The sequence below is a fragment of the Candidatus Scalindua japonica genome, assembly GCF_002443295.1.
GTDB classification, from domain to species: domain Bacteria; phylum Planctomycetota; class Brocadiia; order Brocadiales; family Scalinduaceae; genus Scalindua; species Scalindua japonica.
The window spans coordinates 1-1928 of record NZ_BAOS01000012.1 but is presented as its reverse complement, the minus strand read 5'-3'; the positions used below and the strand labels follow the sequence as shown (position 1 = coordinate 1928).

At 36.8% G+C, this 1928-nt stretch carries 1 pseudogene; it reads left to right on the top strand.

Annotation, left to right across the window (positions count from 1 at the left end):
* Nucleotides 1–216 precede the first annotated feature (216 nt).
* Nucleotides 217–1735 (top strand): annotated as a pseudogene (locus tag SCALIN_RS07470) (ISNCY family transposase).
* The last annotated feature ends 193 nt before the right edge of the window (nt 1736–1928 follow it).

Genomic DNA, 1928 nt, shown 5'->3' with positions numbered 1-1928 from the left:
GGGAATAGCTGTATACGCAAAATAGTGAAAAAGCAAATAAACAAAATTTTTCAGGCTTCGATAGTAACTACAATGAAAAATTAGAGAAATTGCAAAAAAATGTGAAAAAATCAGGAGAGGATAATAGATCAACAATTTACAAAGAGGTATAATGATTCCTTAGTATGTAACAAATCAACATAATAAGGAGAATTTTAAATGCAAAACATTCAGCCAATTTCACTGCTAAACGGCATATTCTTACCAGTAGCAGAAACAGGATTCAGAGATTACTTAAGCGTGTGCGAGGAACTAATAGAACGGGAACCCGAAATATTAGAAATGGTGAATAGCGATTTAAACCAACATGCAAAACAAGAGAAGAAAAGCCGCCTGAAAGATCAGGAATGGAATAACCGACATACAAAAACATTTCCCTGGGTTGTAAACCAGGATGAGATAGTTGCAGAGGAGTTAGAGTTAAAAACAGGCCGCCCTCGGATGTCTGCCTATTTAGTGTTTATGTTTACTATGGTAAGAGGGTATGTAGGTAGTATAAAATCTCAACAGGCAAAAGTGTTTATAAGCGAATCAATAACATTGAGATTGCTAATAGAGGGCAAAGGAGTAAAGATGCCTGGCTTTAGCACGATACTGGAACTAGTAAACATAGTAAGTAGTGAAACAATGCAGGCGATATTTGGTGCACAAATCCGAATGGTATTAAGAGAAGAGTTAGACGACTTTAAAGAGTTGACGATAGATAGTACAAGCGTAAAAGGGAATACATCATGGCCAACGGATTCAAAGGTATTAACAAGGTTGGTAGGACGGGCCTATAAAAGAATTCAAACGATAAATATATTCACAATAGAAACGAGAAAGAGCACAGAAGTCGAATGGAAATTAAAAGAGATGACCGGTTTATGTAAAAGCATAGATTTAAATGTGGGCAAGAAGAATGCCAAAACGAAGCGCAATAAGGCCTATAAGAGATTGTTAAAGCACGCAAAAAGAGCAAATAAACTATTACGCAAAGAGCTACAAAGGATAGAGAAAGCTGCGGCAGAAGTCGATATAAAACCTACACAAAAGGTACGACTAATTCGAGTAATAGAATTAATAACAGAGGATCTCAATAATTTAGAAAAGGTAATGGATTATTGTCCCTAAGAGAGTATTTAAGGAAGAGAAGATAAAATCATCAGATAAAGTGTTAAGTCTCTCAGATGGAGACGCAGCATTTATAAAGAAGGGGGGTCGTGAGCCTAAAATAGGATATAAGCCACAATTAGGGCGTAGTAAAAACGGATTTGTATCAACCTTGGTAGTTCCAAAGGGAAATGCGGCAGACTCAGGTGAATTGAATGGAACGATTGAAGATCATATAATGCGGACAGAAGTAATACCTCAAAAAGTTAGTACGGATGATGGATATGCGAATGCAAAGATACGAACAAAATGGCTATCAGCAGGAGTCGAAATATTTAGTATAAGTGGTTCCAAGGGTAAAAACATGATAACAGAAGAGGAGTGGGAGAGTGAGGAGTACAAAGAATCCCGAAATAATCGTTCGGCAGTCGAATCCATGATGTTTACGATAAAACATAATTTTGAATTTGGTGTTGTGATGCGCCGAGGCATAGAGAATGTTAGGGCAGAGTTATTAGAGAAAGTTATCGCATACAATTTCTGTAGAATATTAGAGGTAAAAAAACAGAATAGAAAGCGTGAGTTACAAAAAGTAGCAGCTTAGAAGTATATAGATTTTAGATCTCAAAAAGATAGACAGTACTGGTATGCCTACAGAAGCAATAATCATGCGGAACACACATAAATTTTTAATGAATTATAGTTACTAACGTAAATTCAGACACTTTGGTATATGCCGAAGGCCTATGGCTGTTGACTGTACCCCTTTCGTCTAAGCTCTAGTCTAGCGAGGCCCC